General features: G+C 67.4%; 12 protein-coding genes. 9 read left to right on the top strand and 3 right to left on the bottom strand.

Going from position 1 to position 17,875, the window contains the following annotated elements; all coding sequences use genetic code 11:
- Nucleotides 1-109: 109 nt before the first annotated feature.
- On the bottom strand, nucleotides 110-2,959 hold the full coding sequence (locus AC5P5R_RS16510) for a M16 family metallopeptidase (protein WP_100438978.1): 2,850 nt from the start codon (nucleotides 2,957-2,959) through the stop codon (nucleotides 110-112).
- A gap of 415 nt (nucleotides 2,960-3,374) precedes the next feature.
- Between AC5P5R_RS16510 and AC5P5R_RS16505 the strand changes: the two genes are divergently transcribed.
- Nucleotides 3,375-3,851, top strand: coding sequence for an XAC0231 family protein (locus tag AC5P5R_RS16505; protein ID WP_065183503.1), 477 nt, complete (start codon nucleotides 3,375-3,377; stop codon nucleotides 3,849-3,851).
- Nucleotides 3,852-3,920: 69 nt separating this feature from the next.
- Nucleotides 3,921-4,400: a tRNA (cytidine(34)-2'-O)-methyltransferase gene (locus AC5P5R_RS16500; protein WP_005407625.1), complete on the top strand. Its 480-nt coding sequence runs from the start codon at nucleotides 3,921-3,923 to the stop codon at nucleotides 4,398-4,400.
- Between the two features lie 407 nt (nucleotides 4,401-4,807).
- Here the strand turns inward: AC5P5R_RS16500 and AC5P5R_RS16495 are convergent, their stop codons facing one another.
- Entirely contained in the window at nucleotides 4,808-5,971 is a 1,164-nt protein-coding gene (locus tag AC5P5R_RS16495; RefSeq protein ID WP_032965492.1) for an acyl-CoA dehydrogenase family protein, read from the bottom strand.
- A gap of 257 nt (nucleotides 5,972-6,228) precedes the next feature.
- Here AC5P5R_RS16495 and AC5P5R_RS16490 point away from each other — a divergent pair, with 257 nt between their 5' ends.
- Both AC5P5R_RS16490 and AC5P5R_RS16485 read left to right on the top strand, forming a co-directional pair.
- Entirely contained in the window at nucleotides 6,229-7,905 is a 1,677-nt protein-coding gene (locus tag AC5P5R_RS16490) for an electron transfer flavoprotein-ubiquinone oxidoreductase (RefSeq protein ID WP_005411892.1), read from the top strand.
- A 64-nt stretch (nucleotides 7,906-7,969) separates the two neighbouring features.
- The gene (locus AC5P5R_RS16485) at nucleotides 7,970-8,371 is read left to right on the top strand and encodes a c-type cytochrome (protein ID WP_062606358.1); all 402 of its coding nucleotides are present in this window, start codon (nucleotides 7,970-7,972) and stop codon (nucleotides 8,369-8,371) included.
- Here AC5P5R_RS16485 and AC5P5R_RS16480 read toward each other — a convergent pair.
- Entirely contained in the window at nucleotides 8,365-11,964 is a 3,600-nt protein-coding gene (locus AC5P5R_RS16480) for an ATP-binding protein (protein WP_062606359.1), read from the bottom strand. The two genes, AC5P5R_RS16485 and AC5P5R_RS16480, sit on opposite strands and share 7 nt — an antisense overlap.
- 75 nt (nucleotides 11,965-12,039) lie before the next feature.
- Between AC5P5R_RS16480 and AC5P5R_RS16475 the strand changes: the two genes are divergently transcribed.
- From AC5P5R_RS16475 to AC5P5R_RS16455, 5 genes are all read left to right on the top strand, one after another.
- Nucleotides 12,040-12,678, top strand: a complete 639-nt coding sequence (locus AC5P5R_RS16475; protein ID WP_005407620.1) for a response regulator — start codon at nucleotides 12,040-12,042, stop codon at nucleotides 12,676-12,678.
- A 378-nt stretch (nucleotides 12,679-13,056) separates the two neighbouring features.
- Nucleotides 13,057-13,827 (top strand): hypothetical protein, encoded by a 771-nt coding sequence (locus AC5P5R_RS16470; RefSeq protein ID WP_005407619.1) that lies wholly within the window; start codon nucleotides 13,057-13,059, stop codon nucleotides 13,825-13,827.
- A gap of 112 nt (nucleotides 13,828-13,939) precedes the next feature.
- Nucleotides 13,940-15,931, top strand: coding sequence for a peptidoglycan-binding protein (locus tag AC5P5R_RS16465; RefSeq protein ID WP_100438989.1), 1,992 nt, complete (start codon nucleotides 13,940-13,942; stop codon nucleotides 15,929-15,931).
- A gap of 245 nt (nucleotides 15,932-16,176) precedes the next feature.
- Nucleotides 16,177-16,584: a glycine zipper 2TM domain-containing protein gene (locus tag AC5P5R_RS16460; RefSeq protein WP_060380664.1), complete on the top strand. Its 408-nt coding sequence runs from the start codon at nucleotides 16,177-16,179 to the stop codon at nucleotides 16,582-16,584.
- 125 nt (nucleotides 16,585-16,709) lie between these two features.
- On the top strand, nucleotides 16,710-17,834 hold the full coding sequence (locus AC5P5R_RS16455) for a phosphotransferase enzyme family protein (protein ID WP_049396233.1): 1,125 nt from the start codon (nucleotides 16,710-16,712) through the stop codon (nucleotides 17,832-17,834).
- The last annotated feature ends 41 nt before the right edge of the window (nucleotides 17,835-17,875 follow it).

The raw sequence follows: 17,875 nt of genomic DNA, 5'->3' as shown, positions 1-17,875 counted from the left end.
ACGGATCCCCCGCAGGGGGTTGTGACCCCGCCTTCGGGTCACGGCGTTGCCGGCCAGCGGCCGGCACTACTTGGGGAGGCCTGCCCGCGGGGGCGGGCAGGCGCATCCCTTATTTCTTGACCGGGTTGCCTTCGGCGTCGATCACCGTCACCTCGCCCAGGTTCAGCGCACGCACGGCCGCTTCGGTCTGCTTGAGATCACCCACCACCACCCAGGTCAGCGCCTGCGGCTTGATCTCGGCGGCGGCCTGCTGCACCTGCGCCGGGGTCATCGCCTCGATCTCGGCCTTGCGGCGCAGCACGTAGTCGTCCGGACGCTTGAACTGCACGATCGAACCGATGGTCGAGGCGACCGCGCTGGCGGTCTCGTAGGCACCGGGCAGGCTCAGGGTCTGGATGTTGCGGATGCGGTTGACCTCGGCGGCGGTGGCCGGCTTGCTGCCATCGGCGAACGCGGCGATTTCCTTGCGCATTTCCGCCATCGCCGGGCCGGTCTTGTCGATCTGCACCGGCGCGCTGGCCATCCACGGGCGCTGGCCCACCGAGTTGATCGCGCTGCTGCGCGCACCGTACGACCAGTGCTTGTCCTCACGCAGGTTCATGTTCAGGCGCGAGGTGAAGTCGCCGCCGATCACGCCGTTGGCAATATCGAAGCGGGTCGAGCTGGTGGCGCTGGACGGCGCCACCACCTGCCCTGCGAACAGGTTGGCCTGCACCGCACCCGGCTGGTCGATCAGGAACACGCGCGGGCCCTTCGGCAATGCCACGTCGGTGGCGGCCTTCACCTGCGGGGCGTCGCCCGCAGCCTTCCAGTCGCCCAGCTGCTTGTCCAGCAACGGCACGATCTCGGCCAGGGTGGTGTCACCGACCACGATAAGGGTGCCGTTCTGCGGGCGCAGCCAGTCGTGGTGGAAGTCGACCAGGTCTTCGCGGGTCAGGCCGTTGATCGCTGCTTCGTCACCGCTGCCGGTGAACGGAATGGCATACGGGTGGCCCTTGCCGTACAGCAGCGGCGGCAGCACGCGCATCGCCACCGCACCCGGGTTGACCTTCTCCTGCTGGATGCCGGCAATCCAGCTCGCCTTGACCCGGTCGATCTCGCCCTGCTCGAAGCGCGGTTCGCGCAGCAGGTCCCGATACAGCGCCAGCGACGGTGCCAGGTTTTCCTTCAGCGCCGACAGGTCCACGCTCATGGAGTCCAGGCCGGCCGAGGCATCCAGGCTGGCGCCCAGTGCGTCAGCAGCATCGGCGAAGGCCAGCGAGCCGAGCTTGCCGGCGCCTTCGGTCATCAGGCTCATGGTGAAGTTGGCGGTGCCCGGCTTGCGGCCCTGGTCGGCGCTGAAGCCACCCGGGAACTGGTAGCTGAACTGCACCACCGGAATCTCGTGGCGCTCGGCCAGGATCACCTGGGTGCCGTTCTTCAGCGTGGCGCGCTGCAGCGCCGGGAACTTCAGCTGCGGGAACTCGCGGGTCTGCGGTACGCCGGCCTTGCGGTCGACCTGCTCGGGCAGCGTGCTGTACTTGGGATCCACCGCCGGCACGCTGAACGGCTTCGGCGCCTGGCTCGGGTCTTCCTTCAGCGCCACGCGCTCACCCGGTGCAATCACCAGGGTGTGGCTGCCCTTGTCCAGCCACTGCGCGCCCAGACGGCTCAGATCAGCAGCACTGGCCTTCTCGATGTTGGCCAGCGAGGTGCGGAAGCAGCCCGGGTCGCCGGTGAACACCGCGCACTCGGCCAGTGCGTCGGCCTTGCCGCCGAAGCCGCCGATGCGTTCGATGCCGCGGATGAAACCGGCGCGGGCACCGGTCTTGGCGCGTTCCAGCTCGGCCGCGGTCGGGCCCTGCTTGATCAGCCGGTCCAGTTCCTCGTCGATGATCTTCTCGACCTTGGCAGGGTCCTGGCCCTGCTTGACCGTCGCCATGATCACGAAGTTCGAACCCAGCTGCGACGTCGACAGGCCTGCCGCGATGCTGTCCACCAGCTTGTCCTGGTGCTGCAGGCGCTGGCTCAGCCGCGAGGACTTGGCACCGCCCAGTACCTGCGCGAACAACTGCAGCTGATCGACCTCGGTGGTACCGACCTGCGGCACGTTCCAGGCGCGGTAGATACGCGCCTGCGGCACCTTGTCGGTCATCGTCTCGCGCGTGTCGGCGCTGCGCTTGGCCACGTTCACCGCCGGCTGCGCCATGGTCGGGCCGGCCGGGATGCTGCCGAAGTACTTGCCAACCTTTTCCTTGGCGGTGGCCAGGTCTATGTCGCCAGCCAGCACCAGCACGGCGTTGTTCGGGCCGTACCAGGTGCGGAACCAGGTCTTCACGTCATCCAGCGACGCCGCGTTCAGATCGTTCATCGAACCGATCACGCCGTGGTGGTACGGGTGGCCAACTGGATACAGCGCCTTGTTGAGCTGGTCCCAGGCCTGGCCGTAGGGCTGGTTCTCGCCCTGGCGCTTCTCGTTCTGCACCACGCCACGCTGCTCGTCCAGCGCCGCCTGGTCGATCGCACCGACCAGATGGCCCATGCGGTCCGATTCCATCCACAGCGCCATGTCCAGCGCAGTGGTGGGCACGTTCTCGAAGTAGTTGGTGCGGTCGGTATTGGTGGTGCCGTTCTGGTTGGTGGCGCCGACCTGCTTGAACGGCTCGAAGAACTCGCCGTCGTGGTTTTCGCTGCCCTGGAACATCAGGTGTTCGAACAGGTGCGCGAAGCCGGTGCGGCCGGCCGGTTCGTCCTTGCTGCCGACGTGATACCAGACGTTGACCGCGACGATCGGCGCCTTGCGATCGGTGTGCACGATCACGCGCAGGCCGTTGGGCAGGGTGAACTGCTCATACGGGATATCGACCTTGGCCGGTGCGGCCGGCTTTGCCGCCAACGCATGGGAAGGCACAAGCGTGCCCAGGGCGGTGCTGAGGGCAACGGCCAGCAGCGCAGTGCGCGGGCGAAGGGCGAGAGACATATCCGGATCCTTGGTCACATAGGTGAACCCCGATCCTAGCGTGCGCGCGCAACGGCAGGAATCGGTCGCCAGTCACTGGGGGTGTTTGCCCCTGTGCGCCATCCGCAGCGCCGATCTGCCCTGTCCGAGCCGTCACAAGCACCCGCCAGCAACGTCCGGACAGTGTCCGCAGCACATCGAATGGACAGGTGTCCGCCCGCCGGACACTTTTCGATGACCATAAAACCCTTGCAAATCAATGATTAAAAGTTGGCACGGGGATTGCTTGGTAGTTCCTGCACCAGGAAGGGCTTCAGACAAAAGCTGACTGAAGACTGAACAAACGCAGGAAATCGAAAATTTTCCTTGCAAGCCCAGAATTGGTGTACTACCTTACTACCACACCACTGATCACCAACACTAAACAGGCCCCGTCATGAACGCCAAGACCATTGCCATCGCCATCGCCCTGATCGCCGGCACCGCGGTTGTTTCGTCGGTGCAGGCCTCCGAATCCATCAAGACCCTGTCCACCGTGCAGGTTCGCCCGGCCGCCGACCAGTTGGCCCAGCGGGCCTGGGAACAGGCCAGTGGCATCCCGACCCTGGCCACCGTGGAAGTGCGCCCAAGTGCCGACCAGCTGGCCGAGCGCAGCGGCTACGTCGCCGCCCCGGTCGCCGCCGCGATGCCGATCACCACCCTGGCCTCGGTGGAAGTGCGCCCGAGCCTGGAACAGCGCGTCGCCCTGGCCGCCGAGCTGGAAGCCCAGCGCTACGCCGCCACCCTGGCCGCAGCCGCCACCAGCGTCGCCAACCAGGTGATCGTCAACCTGCCGGCCCTGCAGGTGCGTCCGAGCGCCGCCGACCTGCAGGCCCTGGCCACCGAAACCGCCCAGGTCCTGCTGCGCCCGTAAGCGGTGCCGCCCTGCCTCGCGCAGGGCGTGCGCCGTAAAGGCGGCGGTCGTCGCAGGTACACTGCGCCGATGAATGCCGCGCCCCAGTTCCACGTGATCCTGTTCCAACCGGAAATCCCGCCCAACACGGGCAATGTGATCCGGCTCTGCGCCAACACCGGCGCGCAGCTGCACCTGGTCGAGCCGCTCGGCTTCGCACTGGAAGACAAGCAGCTCAAGCGCGCCGGCCTGGACTACCACGAGTATTCGCGCCTGCAGGTGCACCCCGACCTGGACACCGCGCTGGCGCGGATCGCACCGAAGCGGTTGTTCGCCCTCAGTACGCGTGCCAGCGTCCGCTATGACAGCGTGGCGTTCGAAGACGGTGATGCCTTCCTGTTCGGCCCGGAAAGCCGCGGCCTGCCGCAGGACGTGCTCGATGCCTTGCCCGATGGCCGCCGCCTGCGCCTGCCAATGCGGCCGGACAACCGCAGCCTCAATCTTTCCAACACCGTTGCCGTGGTGATGTACGAGGCGTGGCGGCAGCACGGGTTTGCCGGCGGGGCGTAACGCCACGCGTCTCTCTTCTGCCTGGTCGTTGCTGTGGCGGGCGCATGCGTTCATGGGCGTTACTTTTCTTTCCGCGCGGAAAGAAAAGTAACCAAAAGAAACGCGCCGCCATCCGCGAGCCGGTGCTGCGCACCGGTGCCCTGCGCTCCTCGGCCCGCCGGGGGGCGGCGCGGAACTCGCTGCGCTCAGACACCCGCGCCTCTTCGCCCCCGCCGGACCTGCGGTGCTCGGCTCGCTTCAAGGCGGACCCAACAGCCGCGCGGTACAGGCTGTCCTTGAACCCATCTCGGTACAGTGCGCGGTTCGATACACCGATCGCTCGCCTGCGAGTACGCTACTGGGCAATGCCGGCCAGCGGCCGGCACTACCAACTCAATGCCGGCCAGCGGCCGGCACTACCGGTGCACTCAGAACGCGTTGATGCCGGTCAGTTCGCGGCCGATCACCAGCTGGTGCACGGTCTCGGTGCCTTCATAGGTGATCACCGATTCGAGGTTCAGCGCGTGCCGGATCGCCACGTGTTCGGTGGTGATGCCGGCGCCACCCAGCAGGTCACGGCATTCGCGGGCGATGTCGATCGCCATGCGGCAGTTGTTCCACTTGGCCAGGCTGACCTGCTGCGGCTGCAGCTGGCCGGCCTCCTTCAGGCGGCCCAGCTGCAGGGCCAGCAGCTGCGCGGTGGTGATGCGGCGGGCCATCTCGGCCAGCTTGATCTGCGCGCTCTGCGTGGCCGCCAGCGGGCGACCGAACAGCACGCGCTCCTTGGCATAACCCAGTGCTTCATCCAGGCAGGCAATCGCCGCACCGATCGGGCCCCAGCTGATGCCATAGCGGGCCTGGGTCAGGCAGCCCAGCGGCCCCTTCAGGCCCTTCACGTTCGGCAGCCGGTGGCTGTCAGGCACGCGCACGTCATCGAAGAACAGCGCCCCGGTCAGCGATGCGCGCAGGCTCATCTTGTGCTTGATCTCCTGCGTGGTGAAGCCGGCCATGCCCTTTTCCAGCACGAAACCCTGGATGCCGTCCTCGGTCTGCGCCCAGACGATGGCCAGGTCGGCCACCGGGCCGCTGGTGATCCACATCTTGCTGCCGCTGATGCGCCAGTCGCTGCCGTCGCGCACCGCGCGGGTCTTCATGCTGGCCGGATCGGAACCCCCATGCGCCTCGGTCAGGCCGAAGCAGCCGATCAGCTCGCCGCGCGCCATCGCCGGCAGCCACTGCCGGCGCTGTTCCTCGCTGCCATAGGCGTAGATCGGGTACATGCACAGCGAGCTCTGCACCGAGACGAAGCTGCGCAGGCCCGAATCGCCGCGCTCCAGCTCCTGGCAGATCAGGCCGTAGCTGACCGCGCCGAGGCCACCACCGCCGTACTCGGTCGGCAGGGTCGCACCGAGCAGGCCCAGTGACGCGATCTCCGGCACCAGTTCATCGGGGAAGCGGGCCTGGTCGAAGGCATCGCCGATGATCGGCAGCACGCGCTCGTTGGTGAAACGGGCGACGCTCTCCTGCACCGCGCGCTCTTCCTCGTTGAGCAGGGAACGGACATCGAACAGATCGTACGGATGCAAAGCCATGGCACTCACGCGCAGTCAGGACCGGGCCATTGTCGGTCATCCGGGCAGAGCGTGCCGACCAAGGTCGGCACCCACCAGAGCTGCGGCCCTACGCTGCATTGCAGCAATCCGGGTGTGAACATCGGCGATCTAGCTCGATCACGCGCGTCCCGGTACCCTGACACATTCAAACAACCGTTTCGCCCGTGGCCGCACGCGCGATTCCCAGGCACCGCCGGTGGCCCCGATGCCGGCCCTACCCACGAGTCATGCAATCGATGAGCGCTGAAGCCAACGCCCTGCCCCCGCGTGAAGTAATGGAATTCGACGTGGTGATCGTCGGCGCCGGCCCCGCCGGCCTGGCCACCGCGATCCGCCTGCGCCAGCGCGCGATCGAAGCCGGCCGCGAGTTGTCGGTGTGCGTGCTGGAGAAGGGGTCCGAACCAGGCGCGCACGTGCTGTCCGGCGCGGTGATGGATCCGCGCGCGCTGACCGAACTGTTCCCGGACTGGGCCGAGCGTGGCGCACCGCTGAAGCAGAAGGTCACCCGCGACGAATTCCTGTTCCTCAGCGAAACCGGCGCACGCAGCACGCCCAACGCGCTGCTGCCGGAGTGCTTCCACAACGAAGGCAACTACATCATCAGCCTGGGCGAAGTGACCCGCTGGCTGGCGCAGCAGGCCGAGGCGCTGGAAGTGGCGATCTTCCCGGGCTTCGCCGCCGCCGAAGTGCTGTATGGCGACAACGGTGAAGTGATCGGCGTAGCGACCGGCGACATGGGCATCGAGAAGGACGGCAGCATCGGCCCGGCCTTCGAGCGCGGCATGGCGCTGCACGCCAGGTACACGATCTTCGCCGAAGGCGCACGCGGCCACCTCGGCCGCCAGCTGATCGCCCGCTACAAGCTGGACGAAGGCAAGGACCCGCAGGCCTACGGCATCGGCATCAAGGAACTGTGGCAGATCGACCCGGCCAAGCATGAGCCGGGCCTGGTGGTGCATGCCGCCGGCTGGCCGCTGGACAGCGACACCTACGGCGGCGCGTTCCTGTACCACGCCGACGGCGGCAAGGTCGCCATCGGCTACGTGGTCGGCCTGGACTACAGGAACCCGTGGCTGAGCCCGTTTGAAGAGTTCCAGCGTTTCAAGACCCATCCGTCCATCCGCAAGCACCTGGAGGGTGGCACCCGCATCGGTTACGGCGCGCGTGCGATCACCGCCGGTGGCCTGCTGTCGCTGCCGAAGACCGTGTTCCCCGGTGGCGCGCTGGTCGGCTGCGAGGCCGGCTACCTCAACGCCAGCCGCATCAAGGGCAGCCACGCCGCGATCAAGACCGGCATGCTGTGCGCCGACGCCGCGTTCGATGCACTGGCCGCCGACCGCCAGCACGATGAACTGAGTGCCTACCCGACGGCGTTCGAAGCCAGCTGGCTGTTCACCGAACTGCAGCAGGCCAAGAACTTCAAGCAGTGGTTCAAGAAGGGCCAGACCGTGGCCACGCTGATGACCGGCGTGGAGCAATGGCTGCTTCCCAAGCTGGGCGTGCGCAACCCGCCGTGGACCCTGCACCGCACCCAGCCCGACCACGCCTGCCTGGAACCGGCGGCCAAGCACACCCGCATCGCCTACCCGAAGCCGGATGGCGTGCTGACTTTCGACCGGCTCAGCTCGGTGTTCCTGAGCAGCACCAACCACGACGAGAACCAGCCCAGCCACCTGACGCTGAAGGACCCGAGCATTCCGGTGAAGGTGAACCTGGCCGAGTACGCAGGCCCGGAAGCGCGCTACTGCCCGGCCGGCGTGTACGAGTTCGTTGGCGAAGCCGACAGCGCGCGCCTGCAGATCAACGCGCAGAACTGCGTGCACTGCAAGACCTGCGACATCAAGGACCCCACCCAGAACATCGTGTGGGTGACCCCGCAGGGCGGCGGCGGCCCGAACTACTCGGGCATGTGACGCCACGGGCTGCGACCGAGCGTCGCAGCCCGTCGCCTGCCGCGCACCGCTATCCTGCCCGCCCATGCGTGCATCATTCCTGCTCATCGCTGTTGCCGTGGCCCTGGCCGCCACGGCCTGCCGGCGCCCGCCTGCAGCGCCCGCCACGCCGGAACAGGCGCAGCAGCAGGCCATGCAACGCGCGTTCGAGTTGTGTGCCGGCTGCCACACCGTGCAGCCTGGCGGCATCCACCGCTTCGGCCCGAACCTGCACGGCGTGATCGGCCGGCGCGCCGGCAGCCTGCCCGACTACGGCTATTCCGACGGCATGCGCCGCGCCGACATCACCTGGTCCGCGCAGACCCTGGATGCGTTCCTGCAGTCACCCACCCATGTTGTACCGGGCACACGCATGTACAACGCCTTCCCCAGCGCCGAACGCCGTGCGCTGGTGATCGCCTACCTGCAGCAGCAGTCGGCTCAGTGAGCCAGGCGCTGCAACTGCTGTTGCAGCCGCGCCACGAATGCCGCCACCGCGGTGAACAACGGCACCGGATCGGTCTCGGCCGCATCCTGCAGGCGCTCGACCAGGGCATTGGCCTGCGCAGCCAGCACCGTCGCTCCCACCGCGCCCAAGCCACCGGCCTGGCGATGCAGGTGCAGCGCGGCAGCCTCACGGTCGCCGGCCTCCAGCGCGCACTGCACAGCGGCCAGGTCACCTGCACTGGCCTGCAGCAGGCTGTCGCGCAACTGCTCGGCGACCGCACGTGAGCCGAAGCGCCGCTGCAGGCTGTCCAGATCGGGCAGCGTCCTGTCATCGACGGCAGCGGACTCGGCCAGCGGCTCCTCGAACCGTTGCCCCTGCGCCTGCGGCAACCAGCGCAGCAGTGCCGCGCGCAGTGTCGCCAATGACAATGGCTTGGCCAGCACCTCATCCATCCCGGCTTCACGGCAACGACGTGCATCGTCGTCCAGCACGCTGGCGGTCAGCGCCAGTACGGTCAGCCGCGGCTGGCCGTTGCGGCCTTCGCGTTCGCGCAGCAGGCGGGTGAAGGCGAAACCATCCAGTACCGGCATCCGGCAATCGGTAATGACCAGATCAAAGTGCTCCGATGCCAGGCGATCCAGCCCCTGCTGGCCATCGCCGACCAGCACATGTGGTACACCCAGTTGCTGCAGCCGCCAGGCCATCATCGCCTGGTTGGTCGGATGATCTTCGATCACCAGCACGCGTGCCTGGCGCAGCGCCGGCGGCAGCAGCGCCGCCTGTTCCTGCTCGGCGACCAGCGCTTCAACATCACTGCTGCCGGCTTCCACCAGCGACAGCCGCACCTCGGCGCGGGTGCCCTCGCCCAGCGTGCTGTGCAGTTCCAGCTCGCCGTCCATCATCTGCACCAGGCGCTGGCAGATGCTCAGGCCCAGGCCGGTTCCACCATGGTCGCGCTGGATGTACGCACCGGCCTGGGTGAACGGCGCAAACAGGTGCTGCAGCTGTTCCGGTGCGATGCCGATGCCGGTATCGGTGACGCTCAGGCACAGCGGCTGGCTGCCGTCTTCGGCGGTCGGCCCCAGCACTTCCAGCTGCAGCCGCACTTCGCCGCGCACGGTGAACTTGATGGCGTTGCTGAGCAGGTTGAACACGATCTGGCGCAGACGCACGCCATCCACTTCGTGCGCGGCTGCCAGCTGCGGATCGATCTGCACGTGCAGGCCCAGCCCACGTGCACTGGCCTGCGCCGACAACAACCGGCACACGCTTTCCAGCAACGGCCGCAGCGGCTGCGGTACCGGCTCCAGCCGCAATGCGTTGGCCTCCAGCCGCGAGTAGTCAAGGATGTCGTCAAGGATCTGCCGGAGCATCTGCGCCGAATCCTCGATCACGCCAAGGATGCGTTTCTGTTCTGCATCCAGCGGTGAGTGCGCCAGCACTTCCAGCATCCCCAGCACGCCACTCATCGGCGTGCGGATCTCATGGCTCATGGTGGCCAGGAAGCGGGATTTCGCCTCGGCCGCCTGCTCGGCCTCGGCCTTGGCTGCGGTCAGGGCGTCCGCTTGTGCACGAGCCTCGCTGGCATCCACCCAGTAGCCACTCCAGGTCACCACACCGGCTTCGGCGGCATAGGGTTGCGCCTGGGTGCGCACCCAACGCGGGCCCGCTCCATCGCCCCGCAGGCGGAATTCCAGCATGAGCGGTGCGAACTGGTGCGCGGCCTGTTCGACCACCTGCAGGATGCGCGCGCGATCGTCCTCTTCGACGCGTTCCAGCAACATCGTGGCGTCCTGCTCAGCCTGCTGCCGGGTGATCCCGAACAGCGCCTGGAGGTCACCGGCAATGAACGGGAAGCTGAGCGTGCCATCAACCTCGCGACGGGCCTGGTAGACCACGGCAGGCAGGTTGTCGGTCACTTCGGCCAGGCGCTGCTCCAGCTGGCGGCGCCCGGCCACCTCGCGACGCAGGCGCCAGTAGCCGATGCCATGCACCAGCAGCGCGGTCAGCAGCACCAGCAGCAGCGGTACACCCCAGCGCAGCGTGCTTCGCCAGTCGATGCCGTTGTGGTACTCCACCGCCAGCCAGTCGCCGCGCAGCGCTTCGCGCTCGCGTGGCGTCATCTGCAGCAGCAAGCGATCGAAGGTCGTGGCGAGCGCCGCATGCCGGCGCTCCACGGCCAGTGCCAGCTGGTCGTTGAAGCCCGCGGGCGCGGCAACCTGCAGGCGCCCCGGGAAACGCGTGCGCAGCAGGTGGTCGACCAGGGCCAGATTGCCCACGTAGGCGTCGGCCTCGCCATCGATCAGGCGTTGCATGGCCTGTTCGGCGCTGCGCGCGGCGACGATCCTGGCCTGCGGCGCCTGCTGCAGCACGTAACCGCGTACGCGCTCCGGATCCGACAGCAGTACGCGCTTGTCCTGGAGGTCGGACAGGCCCAGCAGCGCCGGGCTGTCGTGGCGGCTGACGATCACGTTCGGCACGCTGATGAAGGGTTGGCTGTACACCCAGTCCGGGCCCAGATAGTGCGAATCGACCGGAATGCCCATCACCGCCTGCAGCTCGCCGCGGCGCGCCTTCTCGCGCACCTCGTACCAGTCATGGCTGTTCTGCGCCTGCAGGTTGGCACCGGCCTGCATCAGCCGCGCCAGGTACTCGCTGGCCAGGCCGCTGGGCCTGCCATCCTCGTCGGCGAACGACAATGGGGCGGCGTTCGGCGCAAAGCCGATCTTCAACGGCTGTTGCAGAACCCGCTTCTCGGCCTGGCTGAGCGCCAGCTGCGCCGATGCCGACCACTGCGGCAGGGGCAGCCAGCGTTGTGCCAGTGCATCGCGCTGGGCCTGGCTGGTCGCGGCCAGCGCCAGGTCCAGCGCTTCGGCCAGCGGTTGCTTGCTGTTGGGAACGCCGAAGTGCATCCGTTCGGGAGGCAGGTCGCTCGGACGCAGCAGGACGACACCCTGCAGGTGCTGGCGTGCGATCAGTTCGGTGGCAACGTAGGCATTGCCTATGTAGACATCAGCTTTGTCGTCTCTGACCATCTGCAGCGCAGCCAATGAGCTGTTTGCGACAAGCTGCACCGCACGCGGGAAACGTGCCCGCACCTGCGGTCCGGTCAGGAAATCCTGCTCGATGACCACCCGCAATCCGTCCAGGTCGGGCATGTTCGAAGCACGCAGATCGCCCGGCCTCCCCACCAGCGCCAACGGCGCCTCGCCATAGGCAGCGGTATAGACCATGCACTGGGTGCGGTCGGCACTGAGACCGACATTCATTACCACGTCGATCTCGCCACGACAGGCCGCATCCAGCACGGATGTCCAGTCGGAATAACGCCTCGCCTCGACCTTCACGCCCAGCTGACGGGCGAGAAGCGACAGATAATCCGGCCCCAGGCCAACCTGCTGGCCATCACGGAGGGACTCGAACGGCGGCCAGCCGCTGTCATACTGGCCCACGACGATGCTTGGATGGGCGGCGAGGTACTCGCGCTGCAGGGGACTGAGCGGCAACAGCCCAGGCACTGCCTGTGCCAGCGCCACGGGCAGCACCAGCACGGCCAGCAGCAGGACCAGCCCGCGAACAGCCCAGCTACGCATCGGCGTCGATCTCCTAGAATCCTGACAGGGCCGCGATGGTCGCGGCCCGGCTTGCCCGGTGGCCATACTAGAGCAATGAGCTTGCGCATCATCATCGCAGACGACCACCCTGTGGTCCGTATCGGTACCCGCGCCGTCATCGAATCGAGCGGGGTCGGCCGCGTGGTCGGCGAGGCTGACAGCGCGCAGGCGCTGATGGCCCTGCTCGGCAGCCAACCCTGCGACCTGCTGGTGACCGACTATTCCATGCCGGGCAGCCCACAGGCCGACGGCTTCGCCATGATCGGCATGATCCGCCGCCGCTTCCCCGACCTGCCGGTGCTGATGCTCAGCGTCTCCAACAACCTGGCGATCCTGCGCATGGTGCTCGACAGCGGCGTGCTCGGCCTGGTCGACAAGAGCTCGTCGATGGACGAACTGCCGCAGGCCATCCAGGCGGTCTATCGGGGCCAGCCCTACATCAGCCGGAGCCTGCGTGAGCGGGTCGAGGCTGCGGGCAGCTGGCGCATGCGCGAGGGCGACGGCAAGCCGTTGTCGCCACGCGAGGTGGAAGTGCTGCGGCTGCTCGGCACCGGCATGACAGTGAAGGAGATCTCGCTGCAGCTGCACAAGAGCGTCAGCACCATCAGCCGGCAGAAAGGCGACGCCATGCTCAAACTGGGCCTGAAGGGCGACGCCGAATTGTTCGACTACCTGCGCGACGGCAAGATCTGAGAACCAGATCACACTGTAAGGGCATCTGTCACCGCCCTCTTTGACCGGCCGCCGTTCTGTGCCAAGATGACCCGGCATGGGTTTTCAATGCGAGGTCGAAGGAATCGACCGGCTCATGTCCTCGCTCCCGTCCCAGGTGGATGGGGTGCGGTTTCCTGCCGGCCGTCTGGCCCGGCAACGCTGACCATGGAGAGGCGCATGCATCACCCCCCCGAGCCATGTTGGACCCTGCCGTTGCGGCCCCTGCGCGCATTCGCGGCGTGCCTGCTCGTCTCTCTTTCCGCTGCGGCCTGCAGCGCCGCCGATCCGGCCCCCTCGTCCTCCCAGCCTGGCGCTCCCGTGCAGGCTGCCGATGCGCCCCGACAGGATGTTGCCCCGATGCAGAACACCTCTCCCGACACCGCCGTCACCCCGCCCGACGCGCCGACCGTGATGTATTTCACCTACCAGGTGGACGGTGATGGCGCGACCTCCTACGAGGTCCAGAACGGCAGCGTGGCGACCTTCTGGTTCGGCCACACCTTCACCCTCGATGGCACCACGTATTACACGGGTTTCTCCTGGGATACCCGCGAGCACTACGGCAAGCCGGGCGAGCAGTCGCCGGCTGGCCCGGATGATCGCGCCAACCTCGCCGAGGCCACTTTCGTGCTGGCCGGCGCCGACGCGAAGAAGCCATGGAAGTTCCGTGGCCAGGAATGGACCATCGGCGCGCTGGGCGCGTACGACAAGGCCGACGATGTCGATACCCGGCGCAAGCCGCTTGAACATCGCACCGCCGACGGTCGCCTGCTGCTGGCGGTGCCGACCAGCAGCTTCGACCGCGGCATCAGCAGCACCGGCTATGCACTGCTGCTGTTCAACCCCAAGCGCAGCGAAGACGACGTGGACAGCAAGGTCTGGCGCTATGTCGGCTCGGTGCGTACGGGCGAGGACAACAGCGCCGCCTGCGACGAAGGCAACGTGATGCCCTGCACCGACAGCGATGGCGAACTGGCCTTCGCTGCCGACGGCAACGGCCTGCCGCGACTGACCGTGACCTTCAAGGGCACCACCATCGAAGGCCCCGGCAAGACCCGTGCACTGGGCGCCGGCGACGCCGTGCACTACACCTTCGACAGCGCGACCCAGCAGTACGTCGCGCCCTGATAGCACCCGCCCACGCGCGGGTTTCCTGTTGACCGACATGTTCTTGACTCACGGATGAGTCCGGTTGGCGATTCGCGGCATGCGCCGCTCCATCAACCCCGAGGAAAACGTCATGGCACAGCATGACTACAGCAGAAAGGAAGTCCTGGACATCGTCGAGCAGGTCGCCCGGCAGAAAGGCCTTCCGGTCGATGACTTCATGCGCTTCGCGCACATCGAGACCGGCGGCACCTTCAACGAGCGCGCCCACAACACCTCGTCCGGCGCCAAGGGCCTGTTCCAGTTCGTGCCCGGCTCCGCGCGCCAGTACCACCTGACCGGCCACGAGTTCGACCCCACCCGCAACACTGAAGCGGCCGCGCAGATGTACCAGGACAACCTGGACTCGATGGCACGCCGCAACGAGCGCACCGGCAACCCCTACCTGTCCGGCGGCGACACGCCCACCGGGCTGGACCTGTACCTGGCCCACCAGCAGGGCAGCGCCGGCTATGGCTCGGTACAGACCGCCATTGCCACCGGCACCTTCGGCGTGGTCCGCAACAGCCACGGCGAAGAGATCAACATGCGCCGCAACGTGCTGAACCAGATCGGTTCCGACGCGAAGGCGCTGACCGGCCACACCCTGGCCGAGATGCGCGGCATGAACGACGGCGACCTGGCACGCACCTTCTCCAGCTACTACATCCACAAGTACGCGGCGATCAGCATTCCGGAAAAGAACATCGAACCGCAGGCGGTGGCGCAGGGCCAGGGCCAGACCCCAGCAGCGCCTGCACAGGCCAGCGCAGCCGTGGTGGCGGGTGCAACCACGCTGGCGGCAACTGCAACGGCGGCTGCCACACCGAAACCGGGCATCGAACTGCAGGCCGCCTACGAGGCCGGCGTGAAGTACGACCACGTGAAGTACGCCATCAACATTCCGGGTCACGCGCTGTACGTACCGGGCAAGACCGGCAAGAACGTGGAGCAGGGTTACATCGACTGTTCCGGCTGGGTCGGCACCCTGCAGAACCGGACCATGGACGAGATCAACCAGAAGGCCGGGCACGCGGTGTTCAGCAAGGCTGATCGCATCGACCTGGGCAACCTGGGTTCCGGCGGCATCGTGCGCAAGGCGTTCGACCAGTCCGGCGTGCTGCTGGACCGCGACGCGATCCTGAAGCCCGATGCGCTGAAGGAAGGCATGATCATCGGCCTGGATACGGCCAGGACCCGCCACGAGCACTGGAACGGCATCGACCACATCGTGATGGTGGTGCGCGACCCCACCACCGACAAGCTGCTGATCAGCCAGTCCTCCGGCAGCAAGGGCGTGCACACCATGCCGGTCGAGGACTACCTCAAGCAGGTGAAGGACCACCCGAACTGGAAGCTGTACGCCTCCGATCCACTGTCCAAGGCGCGCGACCTGCTGGAAAACCGCACCCCATCGCACGAGCAGGCCCAGGGCAAGCCTGCCGCCGAGCACAAGGCCGCTGCCACGCCGCACGCCGAACTGTACAAGCAGGGCGCGCACAGCGAAGGCGTGCGCAAGGTGCAGGAACAGCTGGGACATCTGGGCTACGTCGGTGCCGACGGCAAGCCGCTGGTCGAGGATGGCCGCTTCGGCCGCAACACCGACGCGGCGGTGCGCCAGCTGCAGAAGGACAACGGCCTGGTGGCCGACGGCATTGTCGGGGCGAAGACGCTGGAGGCCATCAAGGAAGCCCGCGAGCGCCCGCTGCTGAACGACGAACGGCACCCGCGCAATCCGCTCTTCATCCAGGCCAGCAAGGGTCTGGAACTGTTGCCGGCCGGCACCTTCAAGGATCGCCACGCGCTGGAAAGCGCCGCGGCGGCCCTGACCAAGGAGGCGCATGCCGCCGGCCTGCAGCGCATCGACACGGTGGTGCCCAGCCCGAACGGTGAACGCCTGTTTGCCGTGCAGGGCACGATCGGTGACCCGGCGGCCAGCCGCGTGGCGGTGGAGGCCCGAGCCGCCAGCGAGCAGAGCATCGCGCTCAGCAGCGGTGCCGTGCAGGGCGCGCCTAACGTGCTGCACCAGCAGCAGGACGCCCAGCAGGAGCAGGCCCGGCAGGCACAGAAGGCGATGGGCGTCTAAGCCCGCAACGCCTTGGCAGAGAAGGGAGGGCCACGTCCGCGTGGCCTTTTCCCTTTCTGCCAGCTGAGCGGCCGAGGCCGCTTTCAGCCTTGCTTCATGCCGCCTGCCGCTAGATGAATGCGCAAGCCGCACGGTGGACCAGGCAATGTTCCGGCAATGTTGGAACGCCAGCGTGGTCTCCACGGCAGCCGGGGCGCCCGCGCCCTCCCTGCCCAGCGTGGCATGCACCTCACAGGAGAACGAACATGCTCAGTACTTCCACACTCAGCTTCCGTGGTCTGGCGATGGCCCTGGCACTGGTGGCCGGTATCGCCGTGGTCAGCGATGCCAGCGCGATGTCGAGGAAGGACAAGCGCACCCTGGTCGGCGCCGTGGTCGGTGGCGTGGCCGGCAACCTGCTCTCCAACGGTGATCCGGCTGCCACCGTCGGCGGCGCCGTGGCCGGCGGCGCGATCGGCAACCTGACCACCTCCGACCGCCGCGACCGCCGTTACTACGACAATCACCGTTACGACGACCGCTACGATCGCCGTTACGACCGTGGCTACTACCGCAGCGGCTACTACGACCGCGGTGATGACCGTCGCTGGCAACGCGAGCGCTACTACGACAACCGCTACTACCACGACCGCGGTCGCCATCGCGGCTGGTAAGCAGCGCGGCATCTTCCATGCCGATGCACGGACGGGCGGGTCGATGACCCGCCCGTTTGCGTTGGCCGCGTGCATGGCGTTGAATGCGCAGCCTTGGATGTGACTTTCCCCACTGGGGCTGCGGCATGACTTCTTCCTCCCACCGCGTGCAGGGCCTCAACAACGACGAGGTCGCTGCCGACTGGCCACCGATCAGCGCGGCGGACATCGCGTGGCTGCGCCAGCGCTACCCGCAGCTGCACATCGGCAGCGAACCGCGCTGGCACAGCCCGCGGCCGCTGTCGGCTGCCGCCATCGTCAACGGCGCGAACGGCGCGGTGTTCGTCAAGCGCCATCACCACAGCGTGCGCAGTGCGGCCTGCCTGGAAGAAGAGCACCACTTCATCGCCCATCTCGCCGCAGCGGGCGTACCGGTGGTGCAGGTGCTGCCAGCGGCCGATGGCCACACTGCGGCCGAACATGGCGAATGGACGTTCGAGCTGCATGCGATCGGCGTCGGCGAGGACCTGTACCGCGACGCCGTGTCGTGGTCGCTGCTGACCGATGTCGCGCAGGCCCGCGAAGCCGGGCGCACACTCGCGCAGCTGCACCGGGCCGCCGCCAGCTACCACGCGCCCCAACGCAGCACCCATGTGCTGGTCGCGCGCGACGATCTGATCCGTGCCGACGATCCGATCGCGGCCATCAAGGCAGGGCTGCACGAGCGTCCCGGGCTGGCCCGCTATCTCGCGCGCATTCCATGGGAAGCGCAGCTGCAGCGCGACGTGCTGCCGTGGCATGCCGGCCTGGCCGAGCGCCTGCGCGATGAGCCACGATTGTGGGCGCACAACGACTGGCACGTTTCCAACCTGCTGTGGCGCGATGGGCAGATCAGTACCGTGCTGGATTTTGGCCTGGCCTCGCCCACCAGTGCGCTGTTCGACCTCGCCACGGCGATCGAGCGCAACGCGGTGGCGTGGCTGGAACTGGAGCGCGGCATGGAGACGGTGCGCATCGATATCGCGCTGGCCCTGCTCGACGGCTATCGCCAGGTGCTGCCGCTGTCGGCGGCACGCGTGCACCTGCTGGCCGACCTGCTGCCGATGGTTCATTTCGACTTCGCACTGTCCGAAGTGGAGTACTTCGAAGGCGTCACCGGCTCGACCGCCAATGCCGACGTCGCGTGGCAGCCCTTCATGCTGGGGCATCCGGCGTGGTTCCACAGCGCGCCGGGACAGGCACTGCTGCAGGCGCTGCACGCGGCGGCGTGACCCGGTTGGCGCACCATTGGGGTCAGATCCCTTTCCTGCGG

It is taken from the genome of Stenotrophomonas sp. YJH_SMC_19 (assembly GCF_059367915.1).
This window is presented reverse-complemented; position numbering and strand designations above follow the sequence as displayed.

Excerpts from the sequence above, each read along its gene's own strand:
- AC5P5R_RS16510 (WP_100438978.1), bottom strand. The coding sequence starts at position 2,959 with ATGTCTCTCGCCCTTCGCCCGCGCACTGCGCTGCTGGCCGTTGCCCTC.
- AC5P5R_RS16505 (WP_065183503.1), top strand. The coding sequence starts at position 3,375 with ATGAACGCCAAGACCATTGCCATCGCCATCGCCCTGATCGCCGGCACC.
- AC5P5R_RS16500 (WP_005407625.1), top strand. The coding sequence starts at position 3,921 with ATGAATGCCGCGCCCCAGTTCCACGTGATCCTGTTCCAACCGGAAATC.
- AC5P5R_RS16495 (WP_032965492.1), bottom strand. The coding sequence starts at position 5,971 with ATGGCTTTGCATCCGTACGATCTGTTCGATGTCCGTTCCCTGCTCAAC.
- AC5P5R_RS16490 (WP_005411892.1), top strand. The coding sequence starts at position 6,229 with ATGAGCGCTGAAGCCAACGCCCTGCCCCCGCGTGAAGTAATGGAATTC.
- AC5P5R_RS16485 (WP_062606358.1), top strand. The coding sequence starts at position 7,970 with ATGCGTGCATCATTCCTGCTCATCGCTGTTGCCGTGGCCCTGGCCGCC.
- AC5P5R_RS16480 (WP_062606359.1), bottom strand. The coding sequence starts at position 11,964 with ATGCGTAGCTGGGCTGTTCGCGGGCTGGTCCTGCTGCTGGCCGTGCTG.
- AC5P5R_RS16475 (WP_005407620.1), top strand. The coding sequence starts at position 12,040 with ATGAGCTTGCGCATCATCATCGCAGACGACCACCCTGTGGTCCGTATC.
- AC5P5R_RS16470 (WP_005407619.1), top strand. The coding sequence starts at position 13,057 with ATGCAGAACACCTCTCCCGACACCGCCGTCACCCCGCCCGACGCGCCG.
- AC5P5R_RS16465 (WP_100438989.1), top strand. The coding sequence starts at position 13,940 with ATGGCACAGCATGACTACAGCAGAAAGGAAGTCCTGGACATCGTCGAG.
- AC5P5R_RS16460 (WP_060380664.1), top strand. The coding sequence starts at position 16,177 with ATGCTCAGTACTTCCACACTCAGCTTCCGTGGTCTGGCGATGGCCCTG.
- AC5P5R_RS16455 (WP_049396233.1), top strand. The coding sequence starts at position 16,710 with ATGACTTCTTCCTCCCACCGCGTGCAGGGCCTCAACAACGACGAGGTC.